We start from the raw sequence: 18,004 nt of genomic DNA on the forward strand, positions 1-18,004 counted from the left end.
GTCACCGCTCGTCGACCCGGGTGTGCCAGGAGCGCCACAGGGCCGCGTACGCGCCACCGGCCTCCACCAGCTCGTCGTGGCTGCCGATCTCGGTGATCCGGCCGTCCGCGAGCACGGCGACCCGGTCGGCGTCGTGCGCGGTGTTGAGCCGGTGCGCGATCGCGATGACGGTCCGCCCGGCCAGCACCGCGGCCAGCGCCCGCTCGGTACGTCGGGCGGTGGACGGGTCGAGCGCCGCGGTCGCCTCGTCCAGGATCAGCGTGTGCGGGTCGGCGAGCACCAACCGGGCCAGCGCGAGTTGCTGGGCCTCGGCCGCACCGAGCTGACGGGCCCCGTCGCCGAGCGGGGTGTCCAGGTCGTCGGGGAGCGCGGCGAACCAGTCGGCGCCGACCGTGGCGAGCGCGGCGCGCATCTGGTCGTCGGAGGCGTCGGGCGCGGCGAACGAGAGGTTGTCGCGTACCGAACCGATGAAGACGTGGTGCTCCTGGGTGACCAGGGCGATCCGGCGGCGTCGCTCGGCCGGGTCGAGGTCGGTGACCGGGCAGCCGCCGATGCTGACGACGCCCTCCCGTGGCGCGTCGATCCCGGCCAGCAGCCGGGCCAGGGTGGACTTGCCGGCACCGGACGGGCCGACGACGGCCAGCCGCTCGCCGGGCTGCACCTCCAGGTCGATGCCGTGCAGCACGTCCGGCCCGTCGGAGTAGGAGAACCGTGCCCCCCGCACGACGAGTCGCTCACCCCGGGAGGAGGCCGTCGTGCCGGGCGGTTCCGGCGGAACCATGCCGACACCGAGCACCCGGGCGTACGACGCGAAGCCGCGTTGCGCCTGCTCGGTCCACTGCAACAGGCGGTCCAACGGGTCGATCGCCTGTTGCAGGTAGAGCGCGGCGGCGACCACCGCGCCGAGCGACACCATGTCCCGGGCCAGCAGATAGCCCCCGACGAGCAGGACCATGGCGACCGGCAGCGGGTAGCTGGCCTCGACGACCGAGAAGAACACGGTACGCAGCGCGAGGGTCGCCCGACGGGCCTGCCACACCAGCGTGACGCGGGTGGTGCCGTGGCGGACCCGCTCGTCGGCCAGCCGCAGCGCCTCCACCGTGCGGGCGCCCTCGGCGGTGGTGGTCAACGTCTCGGTCAGCTCGGCCGCCGCAGCGCCCTCGGTGAGGTACGCGGAGCTGGCCCGGCGCAGGTACCAGCGGGTCACCGCCACGATCGACGGGAGCCCGGCCAGCGCGGCCAGCCCGAGCAGCGGGTGCAGCAGGAAGACCGCACCGAACAGCAACGTCAGCTGCACGGTGGCGATGACGATGGTGGGCACCACGTCGCGCACCGTGCTGCCGACCGTCGACACGTCGACGGAGCTGCGGGTGGCCAGGTCACCGGAGCCGGCGCGCTCGACGACCGAGACCGGCAGCCCGAGAGTCCGGGAGACGAACTGCTCGCGCAGTTCGGCGACGGCCCGTTCGCCGAAGCGGTGGCCGGCGTACTGGGCGTATCGGGAGAGCAGGGCACTGACCAGGACACAGCCGGCGATGGCCAGTGCCAGCCGGTCCACAGTGGCCGCGCCCGCGCCCGCGGCGACCCGGTCGACGATGGTGCCCAGCAGCCACGGCGGGGCGAGCCCGGCGACCGCGGCGGCGCTGTGCAGCGCCAGCACCACCCCGACGGCGCGCCGGTGTCGGCTGATCATGTCGCGGAGGGCCCGGCGTACGGTGGCGCGGTCGGCCACCGGCAGACGGCTCACCGGTACGCCTCCTCGCTGCCCCGGGCCACCAGGTGCCGGTAGGCCGGGTCGCTGTCGAACAGGTCGGTGTGGCTGCCGGTGGCGGTGACCCGGCCGGCGCTCACATGCGCGACCAGGTCGGCCCGGCCGAGCAGCAGCGGCGAGGTGGCGATCAGCACGGTGGTCCGGCCGGACCGGGCGGTCCGCAGCCGCTCGGCGATCCGCACCTCGGTGTGTGCGTCCACCGCCGACGTCGGGTCGATGAGGATCAGCACCTCCGGCTCGCGGTGCAGTGCCCGGGCCAGGCGCAGCCGTTGGCGCTGGCCGCCGGAGAGCGTCCGGGCGCGGGCGTCGATCGGGGTGTCCAGCCCGGCGGGCAGGGCGTCGACGACGTCCTGCGCGGAGGCGGTTCGCAGGGCCGCGCCGAGCCGCTCGTCATCGTCGTCGGCCCCGGCGCGCAGGATGTCGCGCAGCGTGCCGGCGAAGAGGTACGAGTCGTGGTCGGCGACGAGGATCCGGGCGCGGACCTCGTCCAGGGCGACGTCGCGCAGCGGCACACCGCCCCAGGTGACACCGCTGACCACGTACCGGCCGAGCCGGTCGGCCAACGCCACGGCCGTCGCCGGGTCGTCCACCGCCACGCCGGTCAGCCGCCCGGCGCGCACGGTCAGCCCGGTGACCGGGTCGTGCAGGTCGGCCGGGCCGTCCGGCGCGGCCGGGCCAGGTGGCCGGCGTGCCTCGGGCACGGAGCCGGACCGGCGTGCCTCTGGCGTGGGATCGGGCCAGCGGCGACCCGGGCCACCGACGTCGTCCGGTGTCACGGTGAGCAGGTCGGCGATGCGCCGGGCGGCGACCCGACCCCGGATCAGCTGGTGACTGCCCTCCAGGAGAAACCAGACCGGCACGATCAGGGTCGCCACGTAGCCGTAGACGGCGACCAACTCGCCGATCGTGACGTCACCGGTCACCGCCATCCGGGCGGTCAGCCACACCACCGCCGCCAGGAACAACCCGGGAATGGCGACCGTCGCCGCGTCGATCCAGCTGTTGACCGCGCCGACCCGGTAGCCCTCTGCGCGCAGCGCCTGGGACCGGGCCGCGTACCGCCGGGCGAACAGGTCCCGGCCGCCGACCCCGGCGAGCACCCGCAGCCCGGCCACGATGTCACCGGACCGGGCGGTGAGCGCGCCCTGTTGCCGCCGGTAGACCGATTCGGCCCGCTCCAGGCGACGCAGCAGCGGCCCCACGACCAGACCGACCACCGGCACCCCCACCAGCACGCAGAGCGCGAGCATCGGGGAGATCGACCAGAGCACCACGGCGATCACCCCGTACGCCACGACAGCGCCGACGCCCGGCCCGGTCAGTGTCAGCACCTGCGCCGTCCAGTCGATGTCGGAGCCGCCGATGGTGGACACCTCGCCCGCCCCCACCCGGCGGGGCAGCACCGCGCCGATCCGGGACAGGTGGCGCAGCAGGACCTCCGCCGAGCGGGCCTTGGCGTCCTCCCGGATGAAGGTCATCGTGCGGTGCCGCATGATGCCCAGGTAGGACAGGCCCACGCCGGCGACCACGATCGCCGCGACCCAGAGCGCCAGCGCGCGGGTGTCACCGGCGCGCAGCCCGTCGTCGACGGCCCGGGCGATCAGGTAGGGCCGGGCCGAGAGCCCGATCATCCAGGCCGTGCCGAGCAGACTGCCACGCAGCACCCGCCAGGGTTGGCAGCGGACCAGCCACCACAGGAAGCGCATCGGACCACGGGTGTCGGGGGTGCCGGGATCGGGATGCGGGATCTGCGGAGGCACCTGATCACGCTACCGACCGGTTCCGACACCGCACCGACCCGAATCCGGTGAGGTGCGCCTCCGTTTCTGTCGGACGAAAGAGGCAGAATCACGTTCGTGCTGGTGGCGGTGGTGTCCGACGAACGGGGCGGGGGAGTGCTGTGCCCGCTTGACGCCTCCGGCCAGCCGTCCGGCCCGCCGGAGACCGTCACCGATCTGGTCGCCGCGGTCGCCGCGCGCGAGGCCGCCGAGCACCCCCGTTGGGTCTGGGCGACCGCCCCGGCGGTCTATCCGACGCTGCTGCGCGCCGGCGTCCGGGTCGACCGGTGTCACGACGTGGACTTGACCGAGGCGTTGCTGCTCGGCCACGCGGGCCGCTGGGGCGAGCCCCGCTCGCTGGCCGCCGCCTGGGCCAGGCTGACCGGCGCGACGGTGCCGCCCGACCCGCCGCCGCGCGCCGCCGCGCCACCCGGGCACGGGCAGGGCGCGCTCTTCGACACCCTGCCCGGTCCGCCGGGTCCGGGCATCGAGGCACTGACCCGGGTGTACGCGGACCAGCTCGCCCGGGTCGCCGCGACCGAGCACCCCGGCCGGTTCCGGTTGCTGGTGGCCGCCGAGTCGGCCGGCGCGCTGGTCGCCACGGAGATGGGTGTCGCCGGGCTGCCGTGGCGTGCCGACGTGCACAACGAGATCCTGCACGAGCTGCTCGGCGAGGCGTCCCCGGTCGGCGGGCCGCCCCGTCGACTTGCCGAGCTGGCCGCCCGGATCGCCGACGCCCTCGGCGTACGCGGCCTGCACGCCGACTCGCCGGCCGAGCTGCTGAAGGCGTTCGCCCGGGCCGGGGTGGAGCTGCCCAACACCCGGGCCTGGGTGCTGCGCGGGGTGGACCATCCGGCGGTGCCGCTGGTGCTGGAATACAAGGAGCTCTACCGGATCTGGACGGCGCACGGCTGGACCTGGCTCGACCAGTGGGTGCGGGGCGGCCGGTTCCAACCGGAGTACGTGCCGGGTGGTGTCGTCTCCGGCCGGTGGGCCACCCGGGGCGGTGGCGCATTGCAGATCCCCAAGGTGATCCGGCGGGCGGTGGTGGCCGATCCGGGTTGGCGGTTGGTGGTCGCCGACGCCGGCCAGTTGGAGCCCCGGGTGCTGGCAGCGGTCTCCGGTGACGCGCGGTTGGCGGCGGCGGGCGGTGCCGGTGACCTCTACGCGGCGTTGGCCCGGGACTCGTTCGGTGGCGACCGGGCGAAGGCCAAGGTGGCCCTGCTCGGTGCCATGTACGGGCAGACCGGCGGGGCGGCGGTGCCCGCCCTGGCGGTGCTGAAGCGCAGTTACCCGACGGCGTTCGGTTACGTCGAGGCGGCGGCGCGTACCGGTGAGACGGGTGGGCTGGTGCGGTCGTGGCTGGGGCGGACCTGCCCGCCCGGCTCGGCCGGGTTCGGTGAGCTGGGCGACGAGGCCGCCGATCCGGAGGGCTCTGTCGATCCGCACAGTCCACGGGCGCGTGCCGCACGCTCGCGGGGGCGTTTCACCCGTAATTTCGTCATCCAGGCCACCGCCGCGGAGTGGGCCTCGACGTTGCTGGCCACGCTGCGCACGGAGTTGTCCGGCACCGACGCCGAGTTGGTGTTCTTCCAGCACGACGAGGTGGTCGTGCACGCGCCGGCCGGTCAGGCCGACGCGGTCGCCGAGGCTGTCAGCCGCTGCGGCGAGCGGGCCTCAGCGCTGCTCTTCGGTGCGACGCCGGTCCGGTTTCCGCTGGATCTGTCCATCGTCGACTGCTACGCCGACGCCGCCTGACCCGCGAGCGTCAGCCGACCGTCGGGACACCGGCCGGGTCCGCGCCGTCGGGCGACCGCCGCGCCCTCAACGACCGGCACCGTCCGCTGCGTCGGGAGATGCCGGGCGTGTAACGGTTGTGCTATTGCTCCCTTTCGCCCCGCCACCCTCGGCTGGCCGTCCTCGTTGCAGTGTCCGTAGGAGGGGACGGATCTGTCACGGTCCGTTCCGTGCTGGAGGGGGCGCAGCTGAACCGGATCGCAGGAATGATCATCGCCGCAGGCGGAGGACGACGGATCGGTGGTCCCGAGGCGCTGCTGCACCAGGGAGGAAAACCCCTGGTCAATCAGATGATCGACACGATGACCGAGGCGGGCTGCGAGCGGATCGTGGTCGTCCTGGGTGCCGCCGCGGATCAGGTCCAGGAGACCGCTGACCTGGGCAAGGCCACCGTTGTGATCAACAAGGCGTGGGGCACCGGAGTCGGCTCGTCCATCCGGGCCGGTCTGGCCGCGGTGGACGACGACGGGATCGAGGCCGTGGTGGTGGTTCCGGTCGACATGCCGGGCCTGACCGCCACGGCGGTGCGGCGGGTCGCCGCGCTGCCGTACCCGGACGTGCTGGTCTGCGCCACCTACGACGGGTTGCGCGGCTATCCGATGTTGTTCGGCCGCCGACACTGGCCCGGCATCGCCACCCTGGCCAGCGCCGACGTGGGCGCCCGGCCGTACCTGTTGGCGCACAAGGACCAGATCGTCGACATCGCCTGCGACTCGGTCGCCGACGGCAGCCGGATCGACACCCCGGAGCTGATGGATCTCTACGGCCTTACCGTCCCGCCGCAGCGCGTCGGGGTCTGAGGCGGCCTGAGTCGAGCCGACGGTCCAGGAGGCGTTGCGTCGCGCTTCCCGGAATGCCTGATGCCTGTGAGTCATCGAGATGACTCACAGGCATCACGCTCGTCAGGACATGGCCGCAAGCTCGGTGCGGGCGTGGCGGGGTACTTCAGTCCTGCGCCGAGTCCAGCTCGCCGGTGGCGGCGAGGCGCTGGTACCAGTGGGCGCTGTCCTTCCAGGTGCGTACCTGGGTGTCGTAGTCGACCCGGATGATCCCGAAGCGACGGTCGTAGCCGTAGCCCCACTCGAAGTTGTCCAGCAACGACCAGACGAAGTAGCCGCGGACGTCCGCCCCCTGGGTGCGGGCGTCGGCCATCGCGCCGATGTGCCGACGCAGGTAGTCGATCCGCCGGTCGTCGTGGATGCGGCCGTCGGCCGACACCACGTCGTCGAACGCCGCGCCGTTCTCGGTGATCATCATGGGCTGGTTCGGGTATTCGCGGTGCAGGCGCAGCAGCAGCTCCGTCAGCGCCGGCGGGTCGATGTTCCAACCCATCGCCGTGTACGGGCCGGGCTGCGGCAGGAAGTCGACGTCGTCGGCGGCGACCCACGGCGTGGAGGTCGACGCGCCGTGCCCGTCGGCGTCGGAGCGGGCAGACACCCCGTCCCAGGCCCGGACCAGGGTGCTGGAGTAGTAGTTGACCCCGAGCACGTCCAGCGGCACCGCGATCAGCTTCTCGTCACCCTCGCGGACGAACGACCAGTCGGTGACGGAGGCGGTGTCGGCCAGCAGGTCGGCCGGGTACGCCCCGTCCAGCATCGGGCCGAGGAACGCCCGGTTCGCCAACGCGTCGATCCGCCGGACCGCGTCCTGGTCGGCGGCCGAGTCGGTGGCGCCCCGGACGACGTGCAGGTTCAGCGTCACCGACAGCTCGGCGGACGGGGCCAGCTCCCGGACCACCCGGCCGGCCAGGCCGTGCGCGAGGTTGAGGTGGTGCACCGCCGCCAGCGCCGCCGCCGGCTCGGTCCGACCCGGCGCGTGCACACCGGAGGCGTAACCCAGGTACGCGGAGCACCACGGCTCGTTCAGCGTCGTCCAGGTGTGCACCCGGTCGCCCAGCGCACCGACGATGCCCGCCGCGTACTCCTGGAAGCGCAACGCGGTCTCCCGTGCCGCCCACCCGCCGGTGTCCTCCAGCTCCTGCGGCAGGTCCCAGTGGTACATGGTGGCCACCGGGCGGACGCCCCGCTCCAGCAACCCGTCCACCAGCCGCGAGTAGAAGTCGATGCCCGCCTGGTTGAACCGGCCCGAACCGCCCGGCTGCACCCGGGGCCAGGAGATGGAGAACCGGTACGCGCCAAGCCCGAGGTCGGCGATGTGCCCGAGGTCGTCGGCCCACCGGTGGTAGTGGTCGGCGGCCACGTCCCCGGTGTCACCGTTGAGGGTCCGGCCGGGGGTGTGGCTGTAGGTGTCCCAGATGGACGGGCCTCGCCCGTCCTCGGTCGCCGCACCCTCGATCTGGTACGCGGCCGTCGCCGAGCCCCAGATGAAGCTCTCCGGGAAGTGGTGTCGCGTCATCGTTCCGTCCCCTGGATCTCGCAGATGTAGCCCGTCGAGGTGCCGGCGACCAGTTCGGCGCTGGCCGTCCCGTCCTCGTAGCGCACGTCGAACTCGGCGCCCGGTCCGTCGCCGGGTGACGGTACCCGTACCCGGACCCGCTGGCCCTGGGCCGGTGCGTACAGCCGCAGCCGCACGTCGTCGGCCCACTCGTAGTCCGGTCGGTCGGTGCGCGAGCCGAACGGGATGACCGCACCCGGTCGGGCCAGTACCGGCAGGCTGTCGAAGCCGTGCTTCTCGGTCACCCAGGCCGGGCCGGTGACCTGCGCGCCGGTGACCAGGTGCGTCCAGGTGCCGGCGGGTACGTAGTAGGTGACGTCGCCGTCGGCAGTGAGCACCGGTGCGACGAGCACGTCCGGGCCGAGCATGTACTGCCGGTCCAGGTGCGCGGTCGCCGGGTCGTCCGGGAACTCCAGGAACATCGGCCGCATCATCGGGGTTCCGTGGCGGTGCGCGTCCTCGGCGGCGGCCGCCAGGTACGGCATCAGGCCGAGCTTGAGCTGGGTGAAGTGCCGCAGCACGTCGACGGCCTCGTCGTCGAAGGCCCACGGCACCCGGTACGAGCCGGACCCGTGCAGCCGGGAGTGCGAGGAGAGCAGCCCGAAGGCCACCCAGCGCTTGAACACCGCCGGGTCGGGGGTGCCCTCGAAGCCGCCGATGTCGTGGCTCCAGTAGCCGAAGCCGGACGCCGCCAAGGACAGCCCGCCGCGCAGCGACTCGGCCATCGCGACGAACGTCGACTCGCAGTCGCCACCCCAGTGCACCGGGAACTGCTGCCCGCCGGCGGTGGCCGAGCGGGCGAACAGCACCGCCTCGCCCTTGCCGCGCTCGGCCTCCAGCAGTTCGAAGACCGCCTTGTTGTAGAGGTACGAGTAGTAGTTGTGCATCCGCTGCGGGTCCGAGCCGTCGTGCCACACCACGTCGGTCGGGATGCGCTCACCGAAGTCGGTCTTGAAGCAGTCGACGCCCATGTCCAGCAGCACCTTGAGCTTGCCGGTGAACCAGGCGACGGCGTCCGGGTTGGTGAAGTCGACCAGCGCCATGCCGGCCTGCCACTTGTCCCACTGCCAGACCGAGCCGTCGGGGTTGCGCACCAGGTAACCGGCCTCGCGGCCCTCCTCGAAGAGGTACGAGCGCTGCGCGATGTACGGGTTGATCCAGACGCACACCTTCAGGTCGCGTTCGTGCAGCCGGCGCAGCATCCCCTCCGGGTCGGGGAAGGTCGCCGGGTCCCAGACGAAGTCGACCCAGTGGAACTGGCGCATCCAGAAGCAGTCGAAGTGGAACACCGACAGCGGCAGCCCGCGCTCGGCCATCCCGTCGACGAACTCGGTCACGGTCTTCTCGTCGTACGAGGTGGTGAACGACGTGGACAGCCAGAGCCCGTACGACCAGGCGGGGATCCGGGCCGGCCGGCCGGTGAGCGCGGTGTACCGGCGCAGCACGTCCTTCGGCTGGGGCCCGTCGATGACGTAGTAGGTGAGCGACTGGCCCTCGACGCTGAACTGGGTCTGCGTGACGACCTCGGAGCCGACCTCGAACGACACGTGCTCCGGGTGGTCCACGAAGACCCCGTAGCCGGCGCTGCTGAGGTAGAACGGCACGTTCTTGTACGCCTGCTCGCTGGCGGTGCCGCCGTCGGCGTTCCAGATGTCGACGGTCTGCCCGTTCTTGACGAACGGGCCGAAGCGCTCGCCCAGCCCGTACACCGTCTCACCGACGCCCAGGGCGAGCCGTTCGTGCACGTGTCGGCGGCCCTCGGCGTCGGTGACGACGCCGATGCTGCGCCCTGTGGACGCGGTGACCAGCCGGTCGCCGTGCAGGAAGTCGACCCGCCACCCGTCGATGAGCGCGACCCGTGCGGTCAGCTCACCGGTGGTCAGCGTCGCGCTGAGCCCGGTGACGTCGACGGTGACCGGGTGCGTCTCGTCGGTGCTCAGCCCGAAGTGCGGTTCGCGGGGCAGCCCTCCGGTGTGGTGGGCGATCGTCACCCCGATGACGCCGGGGGCGGGGGAGAAGAACCGGACGGTGACCAGAGGGCGGTTGAGGGTGTCGCCGCGTCCGGTGATCTGACCGGTCGGCGCGAAGACGGTGAAGCCGCGCTCGTCCGGCTCGACCGACTCCACGGTGCCGGGGCGCAGGACGCTGACGCCGGGGCGCAGCTGCCAGTACCCGTCGGTGAACTTCACTTCTCGGCTCCTGCCGTGATACCGCGCGCAAGGGTGCGCTGGAAGATGAGGAAGAAGAGGATGGCCGGCACCAGGCTGATCAGCGCGCCGGCGTTGGTGGTCGGGGCGTCCATCAGCCGGTCGCCCTGCAACGACGCGAGCGCGACCGGGATGGTCTGCGTCTGGTTGTCGATCAGCATGACCAGCGGGATGAGGAACTCGTTCCACGTCCAGATGAAGAAGAAGATGAGCAGCACCGCGAGGGTGGGCCGCAGGTTGGGGAAGACCACCCGCCACAGCACCGTCCACTTGCCGGCGCCGTCCAACGCGGCGGCCTCCAGCAGCGAGCGCGGGAACGTGCTCATCACCGAGGCGAGCAGATAGGTGCCGAACGCGCTCTGGATCACGGTGAAGATGATGATCACCGAGAGCTGGGTGTTGTAGAGGCCAACCTGCTTCGCCACGTAGTACAGCGGGTAGATCAGCGCCTCCTGCGGCAGCATGTTCGCCAGCAGGAAGAGACCGACGATCCACAGCCGGCCACGGACCCGGCCGATGCCCAGGGCGTACGCGTTGAGCAGCGACACGGCGACGCCGAGCACCGCCACCGAGCCGGCGATGACCGCGGAGTTCCAGAACTTGAGCGGGAAGTTCACAGTGGTCCAGTAGGTGCGCAGACCCTTGGTGTAGAACTCCGTCGGCCAGCTCAGCGGCCCGCTCGACGAGTAGTCGCCGGGCGACTTGAACGCGTTGAGCAGCATGAACGCGAACGGCACCAGCATGACGAGCGCGCCGAGGAGAACCAGGACGAGCACCACCCAGCGGCTGACGCCGCGGTGGTGTCGGTCGCGTACCGGCCGGGCCGGCTTCACCGGCGCGGTGCTCGGTGTGAGCATGACGGCCATGTCAGAACCCCCGGTCCCGGCGCTCGCTGCGGGCCTGCATCCAGATGAAGATCCCGGCCACCACCACGATGATCAGGGTCAGCACCATGGAGATCGCGGAGCCGTAGCCGACCTGCAGCTTCTTGAAGAACGTGTAATAGGCGAAGTACGACGGCACGTTCGTGGCGTTGTCCGGGCCTCCCCGGGTCAGGGCGAAGATCGGCCCGAACACCTTCAACGCGGCGATGGTGCAGGTCAGGGCCACCACGAAGGTCTCCGGCCGGATCTGCGGGAGGGTGATCGCCCGGAACCGGTGCAGCCAGTTCGCGCCGTCGACCTCGGCCGCCTCGTACAGCTCGGGGTCGACCCGCTGCAACGCCGCCATGAACACGACGACGGGGTAGCCGATCTGCACCCAGATCATCACGGCCATCACGGCCGGCAGGGCGGTGCCCGGGTCGCCGAGCCAGTCGTGGCGTAGCGCGCCGAGACCGACCGCGTCGAGGAGGCTGTTGAACGCGCCGTCGGGGCGCAGGATCCAGCCCCAGACGATGCCGGCCACCACGACGGGCAGCACCTGCGGCAGGTAGAACGCGGCCCGCAGCGCGGCGGCGGTGCGGGGCTTGAACCGGCGGCCGATGACGTCGAAGAGCACCGCGGCCAGCAGCAGACCGAGCACGGTGGGCACCACCACCATGGCGACGAGCATCCAGACGGTGTTGCGGAACGACGCCCAGAACACGTCGTCGTGCAGCAACTGCTGGTAGTTGTCCAGGCCGACCCACCGGGGGTCGCCGATGCCGGACCACTTGGTCAGCGACAGGTAGAGGGTGCCGACCAGCGGCGCGCCGATGACGAGGAGGAAGAGCACCGCTCCGGGGAGCAGGTAGAGCCAGTACGCCGCGTTGCGGCCGCGGCGTTGGCGGCGGGGCGCGGGTGGAGTGGGGGTCGCGGCCGGCGATGTGGCGGCGACCGTCTCGGAGACTGCCATGGAAGATCCTTCCCGGCGGGGCGGGCGGGCGCGCCGGCCGTGCCGGTCACGCCCGCCGCTCGCCGTGTCACTTGCCGGTGATCTCCTTGACGCCATCGGCGTACGGCTTGGCGATCGTGTCGAGGACCTGGTCGGGCGACTTCGAGCCGTTGATCAGACCCTGGAAGCCGGAGACCAGCACGTCGTAGTAGCCGGGGACCGGCCAGTCCGGGTAGAAGGCGAGCCCGTCGGACTTGCTGACCGTGTTGAAGTCCTCGATCAGCTTGCGGTCCTTCGGGTCGGTGATCTTCGACGCGTCAGCGGCGACCGGAACACCACCGTTGTTGCCGATCAGATCCTGGATCTCCGGGCGCAGGGTGATGTCGATGAAGTCGTACGCCAGGCTCTTGGCCTTGCTGTTCTCCGGGACCACCCAGAGGTTGCCGGAGGAGCCGGCCTGCAGGGTGTTGCCGGGGAAGAGGAAGGTGTCCCAGTTGGCCTTCATCTCGGCCTTGAACCGGCCGTACCACCAGCTACCCGAGACGATCATCGGAACCTTGCCGCCGATGAAGGCGGTACCCATGTCCTCGGCCTTGAGGCTGGCCGAGTTCTTGGCGACGTAGCCCTTCTGCACCCACTGGGCGAAGGTCTCCGCGCCGTACTTGAGCGGGTCGGCGGTGAAGTCGACAGGGTTCTTGTAGAGCTGGTAGTTGTCGACGAACTGCCGGTCGGCCTTGGAGAGGGCGAGCTGGTAGAAGAGCTGCCCGGCCGGGTACTCGGCGCCGGCCATGCCCAGCGGGGTGATCCCCTTGCCGACGAAGGTGTCCATCGCGGCGGTCATCTCGGCCATGGTGGTCGGGACCTTGACGCCGTTCTGCTGGAACAGGTCCTTGTTGTAGTAGACAGTGACGTACTCGCCGTAGTTCGGCACACCGAACCAGTTGCCGGAGCCCATCACGCCCTTGTCGCTGTACCGGGCGGTGGTCTGCAGGCTGGGGCTGAGCTTGTCGGCCCAGCCGCGCTTGTCGGCCTCGCTGCTCAGGTCGGCCAGCAGGCCCTGGGAGGAGAGCAGCCCGGCGGTCGCGTTGCCCTTGTTGTACTCCATGATGTCCGGGCCCTCGGACGAGTTGATGATCATGCCGGCGTTCTGCTGGATCTGCTCGAACGCCTTGCGCTCGAAGCGCACCTCGACGCCCGGGTGCTCGGACTTGAAGATCTCGATCGCCCGGTCCCAGCCGATCCCCATGGCGCTGTTCTCGCTCTCGTAGTGCCAGAGCTTCAGAACCTTGGCGTCGCTGCTGTCCCCGTTGTCACCACCGCCGCACGCGGCCACGGTGGTCGTCGCGGTCGCCGCCAGGGCGATCGCGGCGACGAGCCGGTGGAATCGCTGCATTACTATCCTCCTCGTTGAGTACTAGCCGGTACTTCACGGGGCCCGTCGTCGCGTTGCAGCGCGATGGCGGGCCGTTTTCGGTGGTCAGCCGCCGTCGTTCGACGCCGGACCAGAGGTAGCCAGTGCCGGCCGCCGTGGTGCGGCGGTCGACCCCCGGATCTCCAACGTGCACGGCAGCAGTTGCTGGTGACGAAGGTCGGCGGGGCCGTCCAGGTGGCGCGTCAGCGCCTCGATCGCGATCCGGCCCAGCGCCGAGCCGGGGGACGTCATCGCGGTCAGCGCGGGGGTGGCCAATTCGGCGACCTGTGGCGAGGTCACCATCGAGACGACGGATACGTCGTCGGGCACCGACAAGCCCCGGCCGGTCAGCTCGCCGAGGATGCCGAAGATCGCCGTCTCGTTCATGGCCAGCACCGCGGTCAGCTCCGGGGCCTGCGCGAACGCGGCGGCCAGGGCGGCCCGTCCGCCGGCGGCGCTGTCCTCGGCGGCGATCATCACCGGCTCCAGGCCGTGCCCGGTCATCGCCGAGGTGAAGGCGTCCCGGGTACGCAGCGCCGGCCCGTAACCGCTGGCCAGTGTGGCGGCCGAGTGGTTGACGTAGACGATCTGCCGGTGCCCGAGGCCGACAAGGTGCGCGACGGCGTCCCGGACGGTCTGGTCGAAGTCGATGTCGACGTAGGAGAGCGTGCTGGTGTCGGCGGTACGGCCGATCAGTACCAGCGGCACCCCCGCCTCCTGGAGCACTGTCACCCGCTCGTCGGCCAGCTGCACCTCCATCAGCACGACGCCGTCGAGCATCCGCTGGCTGGCCAGCCGGCGCAGGTCGTCGAGGTCGCCCCCGCCGACCGGCGAGAGCACCAGGTGGTAGCCGGCGACGCTGGCCGCGGCGGCGGCACCGGTGACGAAGGCGGTCTCGGTGGCACCGAGGCCCCGTTCGTCCATCGGCATCAGCAGGCCGAGGATCCGGCTGCGGCGGCTGGCCAGCCCTCGGGCCATCGCGTTGGGCTGGTAGTCGAGCTGCGCCATCGCGGCGAGCACCTTGTTGCGGGTGGCCTGCGAGATCGGCCGGGCGCCGGTGAGCACGTACGAGACGGTGCTGACCGAGACGTTGGCGAGGCGGGCGACGTCGTGCATGGTGGCCACCGCGTACCTCCTTTGGCCTGCTGTGGAACCACTCCCGGAGACTTCGTCGAAGCGCTTCGACGAAGCGGTTCGACAGGACGCTAGGCCACCTGTTACGGCGACGTCAATAGCCGATGTCGAAAAGAATTCAGTCCGTGTCCGGCGTCGGCCGGCGGTCGCGCCACCGGCTGCGGGAGGTGTGGCGGGGCGAGAGCGTGCGGCGACGGTCACCGCGCCGCCACACGGTCAGGACAGGTCGAAGAGGGCGGCGGCGCTGTTCCAGCAGACCGCGCGCAGCCAGTCGTCGCCCAGGTCCAGCCGGACCAGCCCGGCCACCTGGTCGGCGTACGGGTACGGGATGTTCGGGAAGTCGCTGCCCAGCAGCACCTTGCCGGCCAGCCCCAGCTCCCGCAACCGGGGCAACTCGTCGGCGGGGAAGGGGACGAACTGGTCGAAGAAGGGCGTGAACGCCATCGTGGTGTCCAGCCGGACCCGCTCGTACGTCTCGGCGAGGTCCAGGAACGCCCGGTAGTCCGGTGCGCCCAGGTGCGCCACCACGGCGGTCAGCCGGGGGTGGCGGGCCAGCAGGGCGGCGAACGGGTCCGGGCCGGTGTGCGCGGTGCCCACCGGGGCGTGCCCGGCGTGCACCACCACCGGCACACCCGCGTCCGACAGCATCCCCCACACCTGGTCCAACGCCGGATCGGTCGGCGCGAAGCCGCCGACCTGCAGGTGCAGCTTGAACAGCCGGGCACCTTCGGCGAGGGCCGCCTCGACGTACCCGAAGGCTTCCGGCTCCGGGTAGAACGTGGCCGAGGCCAGGCAGCCCGGGGTGTCACGGGCGAAATCCAGCGTCCAGCGGTTGAGGTCGGCCGCCATGCCCGGCCGGTGCGCGTACGCCAGCGCGCTGAACGCCCGCACCCCGAGCCGGCGCAGGTGCGCGACCCGGTCGGCGTCGCTCCACCGGTAACGGATCGGCCATTCGGCGCCGACCAGCGGCCCGGCGGCGTCGAAGTAGGCCCACACCCGACGCAGCAGTCGCGGCGGCAGGAAGTGCACGTGCACGTCGGCGAGACCCGGCAGCCCCAGCGCGCGGCAGAACTCCGGTACGCGCTCGTCGGCGACCGGCGGGACGACCGGCGCCGGACCGGTCATATGTCGATGTCGAATCGGCTCAGCACCGAGGGCGCGACCAGGCCGACGGTCGCGAGCGCCGAGACGACGGTCAGCGCGATGCGCATGCCGACCACCTCGGCCTTGCTGCCGACACGCAGGGCGATGCGGTTCGGCAGGCCGATCATCATCCACATGCGCCGCTTGATCGGGATCGGCCAGAGGATCGGCACGCCGGCACGGGTGATCATGTCGCCGAGGATGTGCACGAAACAGCCCACGCCCAGCGCGGTGCCGATCAGCGGATAGCCGCGTCCGCCCGGCAGGTTGGCGTAGGTGAACCAGGCCGCCCCGGCCGACGCGAGAGTGATGATCACCCAGCCGGCCCGCTCGGCCCACTCGTCGAACAGCCCGCGCAGCGCCAGCCCGAACATGAAGAACAGGATGGTGATGACCGCCCACTTGCCGTACGCGGCGCAGAGCGCGGTGGTGCCCCAGCCGACCAGCGCGGTGAACGGCAGCGTGTGGGTCAGCGTCCGGTGCCCGTTGTTGCGGCGCGGATCCTTGCTGAGCTTCGTGGCGTAGTAGACCCCGAGGGAGATCTTCTCCATCACCTCGGCGGCGAAGAGCGAGAAGACCCCGAAGGTACGGGCCACGGTGGCCCCACCCTGGTTCTTGGTCACCTTGCCCGACATGTCGAGGTCGGGGAAGAGCGCGCCACCGGCGCACACCGCGGTGCCCACCGCCAACGCGAGCGGCGACTGGTGGTAGTCGGCGAACTGCTCCAGTGCCCAGGAGCCAGCCAACCACACCGCCGCGCCGGACAGCGCGTGTTGCGGTCCCATCATCTCGGCTCACCCTCCCCAAGGATCTTGAGCGCCCAAAACTACGCCACTGTAGTCAGCGTCAGCGCCGCAGGGGCATCACCCGAGCAGTCCACATCGGACGGATTTACGGGGTGGGGGTGAAGCTCTGCCGGATCATCGGCAAGTATGCCGCGTTGACCTGCCAGTCGAACTCTTCTGTCAACCAGGAGACGGTGTACGAACGGCCCGCCGACGCGTTGATCAGCAGCCGGAAACTGTGCACCGCAACGCCGAGGGCGTTCAGCCAGCCGCACTCCCACACCGCGCCGCCCTTGAAGATGTCCATCGCGGAGATGTCCACCTTGCGATAGCCCGGCAACGCCCCGCTCGTGGTCAACCGCGCCTCCTCGGCCTTCCAGTACGCCACCGGATCCGCGCGGGCCGGACCCGCCTCGACGCTGAGCACCCGGGACCCGCTGGACCTGCGGAAACAGGTCGCTGGACCTTCGGTCCAGCGCGCCCAGCCCACCGGCGCGGCGATCCGGAACCCGGTCGGGTCGTCGTGCCAGGTCCAGCCCTCGGGCAGCCGGTATCTCGCGTCGGCCGGCGGGGACACCGACACCACCGGGGTGGCCGACGGTGGCGGGGACGACGCGCAGGCGAATGCCGCCGGCCGGGAGGTCGGTGCGCCGCCACCCGAGCCGGACGGTGAGGTCCGCTCATCGTGTCGATCGACCAGGGCCAGCGCGACGCCTCCCGCGACGAGCAGGGCGGCCGCCGCGCCGCCCAGGGCGATCAGGCGTCGTCGCCGGATGGGTCGGCGCGGTGGACGCGGGGTCGGCGTCGCCGGTTCGCCCGACGGGGGCATCGGATCGATCGGGTGGGGCGTGCTGGCCCGGCCGGCGCTGCGGACCGCCGCGACCGCCGCCGACCGGACCGGCCCGGCGGGCTCGTCGGGGCTCGCCGCGGCGCTGCGCAGCAGCGGCTCCACCTCGACGGCGGTCAGCCGCCGCCAGGGGTCACGCTGCAACAGGCCGGTGAGGACGGGACCCAACGGGCCGGCCCGACGCATCGGGTCAGGTGGTTCGGTGGCCAGTGCGCTGAGCGTCGCCATGGCGCTCGACCTCGCGTACGGTGACTGCCCCTCGACCGTCGCGTAGAGCGTCGCGCCCAGCGACCACATGTCGGTACGCGCGTCGGACACCCCTTCGCGGGCCCGCTCCGGAGCGACGAACTGCGGCGAGCCGAGGATCGTGCCGGGCCCGGTCATCGTGCCGTCGCCGCCGTCGAAGGTGGCCAACCCGAAGTCGGTGAGCATCACCCGCCCGTCGTCGGCCACGAGCACGTTGTGCGGCTTCACATCGCGGTGCAGCACTCCGGCGGCGTGCGCGGCCCGCAACGCGGCGAGCACCGCCAGCCCGATCCGGGCGGTGCGCGGCGGACTCAGTGGCCCCTCGGCGCTGATGATCTGCTGCACCGACCGGGATGGCACGTACTCCATCACGATCCAGGGGCTGTCCCGGTCGTGCACCACGTCGTAGAGGCGGACCACGTTGGGATGGTTGAGCCGGGCAGCGGTGCGTGCCTCACGCAGGGTCCGTAGCCGCAACTCCGCACGCTCGGTCTCGGCCAGCCAGGACGGCGGCACGACCTCCTTCAGCGCCACGTCGCGGTGCAGCATCTCGTCGCGAGCAAGCCACACCCGGCCCATTCCGCCGGTGCCGACCAGGTCGAGCAGCCGGTACCGACCCGCGATCAGCAACTGATGCACGGTCGCTCCCCCTCGGTCACCCCGGGATCCACGATAG

13 protein-coding genes are annotated in these 18,004 nt (G+C 71.6%); 2 read left to right on the forward strand and 11 right to left on the reverse strand.

Features of this window, described 5'->3' with window-relative positions; genetic code table 11:
• Position 1: 1 nt before the first annotated feature.
• Both QSK15_RS28950 and QSK15_RS28955 read right to left on the reverse strand, forming a co-directional pair.
• Entirely contained in the window at positions 2-1,693 is a 1,692-nt protein-coding gene (locus QSK15_RS28950) for an ABC transporter ATP-binding protein (RefSeq protein WP_285797595.1), read from the reverse strand.
• Positions 1,694-1,743: 50 nt separating this feature from the next.
• A complete protein-coding gene (locus QSK15_RS28955; protein ID WP_285797596.1) occupies positions 1,744-3,477 on the reverse strand; it encodes an ABC transporter ATP-binding protein in 1,734 nt (577 codons plus the stop codon).
• Positions 3,478-3,597: 120 nt separating this feature from the next.
• Here QSK15_RS28955 and QSK15_RS28960 point away from each other — a divergent pair, with 120 nt between their 5' ends.
• Complete coding sequence (locus QSK15_RS28960) at positions 3,598-5,307, forward strand: bifunctional 3'-5' exonuclease/DNA polymerase (protein ID WP_285797597.1); 1,710 nt, start codon at positions 3,598-3,600, stop codon at positions 5,305-5,307.
• A 245-nt stretch (positions 5,308-5,552) separates the two neighbouring features.
• Entirely contained in the window at positions 5,553-6,146 is a 594-nt protein-coding gene (locus tag QSK15_RS28965) for a nucleotidyltransferase family protein (RefSeq protein ID WP_285797598.1), read from the forward strand.
• Positions 6,147-6,291: 145 nt separating this feature from the next.
• Here QSK15_RS28965 and QSK15_RS28970 read toward each other — a convergent pair whose 3' ends face one another.
• The 9 genes from QSK15_RS28970 to QSK15_RS29010 form a co-directional block, all read right to left on the reverse strand.
• On the reverse strand, positions 6,292-7,701 hold the full coding sequence (locus tag QSK15_RS28970) for a GH1 family beta-glucosidase (protein WP_285797218.1): 1,410 nt from the start codon (positions 7,699-7,701) through the stop codon (positions 6,292-6,294).
• The gene (gene yicI / locus QSK15_RS28975; RefSeq protein WP_285797219.1) at positions 7,698-9,929 is read right to left on the reverse strand and encodes an alpha-xylosidase; all 2,232 of its coding nucleotides are present in this window, start codon (positions 9,927-9,929) and stop codon (positions 7,698-7,700) included. The genes QSK15_RS28970 and yicI overlap by 4 nt, the downstream gene beginning before the upstream one ends.
• On the reverse strand, positions 9,926-10,813 hold the full coding sequence (locus QSK15_RS28980) for a carbohydrate ABC transporter permease (RefSeq protein ID WP_285797220.1): 888 nt from the start codon (positions 10,811-10,813) through the stop codon (positions 9,926-9,928). The genes yicI and QSK15_RS28980 overlap by 4 nt, the downstream gene beginning before the upstream one ends.
• A gap of 1 nt (position 10,814) precedes the next feature.
• The gene (locus tag QSK15_RS28985) at positions 10,815-11,783 is read right to left on the reverse strand and encodes a carbohydrate ABC transporter permease (RefSeq protein ID WP_285797221.1); all 969 of its coding nucleotides are present in this window, start codon (positions 11,781-11,783) and stop codon (positions 10,815-10,817) included.
• Between the two features lie 67 nt (positions 11,784-11,850).
• Positions 11,851-13,155 (reverse strand): ABC transporter substrate-binding protein, encoded by a 1,305-nt coding sequence (locus QSK15_RS28990; protein ID WP_285797222.1) that lies wholly within the window; start codon positions 13,153-13,155, stop codon positions 11,851-11,853.
• Positions 13,156-13,239: 84 nt separating this feature from the next.
• On the reverse strand, positions 13,240-14,289 hold the full coding sequence (locus QSK15_RS28995; protein WP_285797599.1) for a LacI family DNA-binding transcriptional regulator: 1,050 nt from the start codon (positions 14,287-14,289) through the stop codon (positions 13,240-13,242).
• 234 nt (positions 14,290-14,523) lie between these two features.
• Positions 14,524-15,432: an amidohydrolase family protein gene (locus QSK15_RS29000; RefSeq protein ID WP_285797223.1), complete on the reverse strand. Its 909-nt coding sequence runs from the start codon at positions 15,430-15,432 to the stop codon at positions 14,524-14,526.
• A complete protein-coding gene (locus tag QSK15_RS29005) occupies positions 15,429-16,238 on the reverse strand; it encodes a metal-dependent hydrolase (protein ID WP_285797224.1) in 810 nt (269 codons plus the stop codon). The genes QSK15_RS29000 and QSK15_RS29005 overlap by 4 nt, the downstream gene beginning before the upstream one ends.
• A gap of 103 nt (positions 16,239-16,341) precedes the next feature.
• The gene (locus QSK15_RS29010; RefSeq protein WP_285797225.1) at positions 16,342-17,967 is read right to left on the reverse strand and encodes a serine/threonine-protein kinase; all 1,626 of its coding nucleotides are present in this window, start codon (positions 17,965-17,967) and stop codon (positions 16,342-16,344) included.
• Positions 17,968-18,004: the final 37 nt, after the last annotated feature.

This window comes from Micromonospora sp. NBRC 107095, assembly GCF_030269705.1.
GTDB lineage: Bacteria > Actinomycetota > Actinomycetes > Mycobacteriales > Micromonosporaceae > Micromonospora > Micromonospora parva.